This window comes from Candidatus Hodarchaeum mangrovi (genome assembly GCF_975850365.1).
In genome coordinates, this window is sequence record NZ_CDLCQJ010000079.1 from 1 (window position 1) to 2305 (window position 2305).

General features: G+C 35.6%; 1 protein-coding gene. It reads left to right on the top strand.

Annotated elements, in window-relative coordinates:
• Nucleotides 1-2108 (top strand): glycoside hydrolase family 3 C-terminal domain-containing protein (locus ACWVCY_RS07755; RefSeq protein ID WP_455141769.1); only part of this gene is annotated, 2108 nt, incomplete at its 5' end.
• Between the last annotated feature and the right edge of the window lie 197 nt (nucleotides 2109-2305).

Genomic DNA, 2305 nt, shown 5'->3' on the forward strand with positions numbered 1-2305 from the left:
AGATTCTTTACTCAAAAGAAGAAATTAAACATCTACCTTATAGGAAAAGTAACCTTCCTCTGGATGACCGAATAAAAGATATTTTAAAACGATTAACTTTAGATGAAAAGATCCGATTATTGTCTGGTCATCGCATATTCAACACTGCTCCTATCCCCCGATTAGGATTACCACCGTTTCGAATGACTGATGGCCCATTAGGAGTCTCAATGCTTTCAAGTGGATTAGCCAAAAATACTCGATTTCCATGTACAAAAGCCCTTGCTTCAACATGGAACAGAGAGTTAACTCGAAAATTTGGAGAAAGTGTAGCAAAAGAGGTTGCAGCAGTAGGGAGACATTGTCTATTAGCACCTGGAATCAATATCGATCGAACCCCGTTTAATGGTCGGACATTCGAGTATTTTAGTGAAGATCCCTTTTTAACTAAAGAACTAGTCATCCCTCTTGTAAAGGCTGTTCAAGCTAATAAAATCGCTGCCTGTGTCAAGCATTATGCAGCGAATAACCAGGAAACTTTTCGAAAGGAAATCGATGCGCAAATCGATGAGAGAACCCTTCATGAAATTTATTTGCGAGTATTTGAATCTATTGTCAAAAATGCCGATCCTTGGTCTATTATGACTTGTTACAACAAAGTAAATGGAATTTATGGTAGTGAACATCATTACCTTCTTAGAGATGTGCTAATTAATAAATGGGGATTTAATGGATTTATTGTTTCAGATTGGGGTGCTACTAAGCATGATGAATTAACCACTGAGAAGTGTCTTGAGGCAGGACTCTCCCTAGAAATGCCTATGGCTTACAAATATAGAAATAATTTAGTGAATAATGCCTTATTAAAAGGAACCATTTCAGAAGAACAGATAAATAACGTTCTACGACCGCTTTTAATGGTTATGGGGAAAACAGAACTATTTGAGGAATCTAAAGCAGAATCAAGAGGTGAAAGGAACACTCCAGATCATCAGATTTTAGCGAGACTAATTGCAGAAGAGGGGATTGTATTATTAAAGAATGATAATATTTTACCCCTAACACTGGAAAAACTTTCTTCAATTGCTGTTCTAGGGCCAAACAAGGATAAAAAGTTTGGAAAGTTGCTTTATGGGGGTAGTTCAGCAGTAAAACCACCATATGAAATAACAGCCCTTAAAGGGGTTCAAAATATGTGTGGTAACAAGATAAAAATTATATCTGATCCTAAAGAAGCAGATATTGTTTTATTATTTCTAGGATTAAATCATGATAAAGAATCAGGGAGGAGAGAATTTATCATTAGTACTCTACGCCGAAAGAAGAAAGAAAAGATTGAAATCGGTTATGACTCAGAAGGAGCAGATCGTGTAAGGCTTGAACTACCTCAAGACCAAATTACATTAATTAAGGAGACAATAAAACTCAATCCAAATACTATTGTGATTTTAATCAATGGAAGTCCGATTGGTATGAGTGAATGGATTGATGAGGTTCCTGCTGTGATTGAAGCATGGTATGGAGGGATGGAAGCGGGTAATGCGATAGCAAATATTCTCTTTGGAAAAGTGAATCCTTCTGGAAAACTTCCTCTGACTTTCCCAAAGGTTATAACAGATAGTCCTGCTCATAAATCACAAAAAACCTACCCAGGAGATCTATCAGAGAAAAAGGTATACTATGAAGAAGGTATCTTTGTTGGGTATCGTCATTATGATAAATATGATATTGAACCACTTTTTCCTTTTGGATTTGGGTTAAGCTATACAACATTCAAGTTTCTATCTGTCATAGCAAATAAACAGGCATTACAGGGACTGGATGATACAATAACTCTTTCCATTGAAGTCCAAAATGTTGGAGAGAAAGCAGGAGCGGAAGTAGTTCAAGTTTATGCTTCACATTTATTTCCAAAGGTTGAACGCCCTATTAAGGAGCTTGTAGGGTTTGAAAAGGTCTATTTGAACCCAAATGAAAAAAAAATTGTACGAATAAACGTATTAGGTCTAGATTTAGCATATTATGATGTTCAGACACACGATTGGGTAGTAGATCCTGGACAAATTAAACTACTTATTGGAAACTCCTCCAGAGATCTTCCCTTAAGCTTGGAGATTGAGTATAGATAGATCAAATTCATTACTCATCTTTATTCGTGGGAATGAAGAGTACTGATTTCGATTGCTTGGGTTAAATATTCTTGAATCTCCAATTGTTTCAATCTTTCCCCAATAGTAATATTTTTATTAGAAAGATTATTCCAAGCTTTAATTTGGTCATTAATCTTATTTCTTTCCTGATCTATTTTTCGTATGTAATGTTTTAG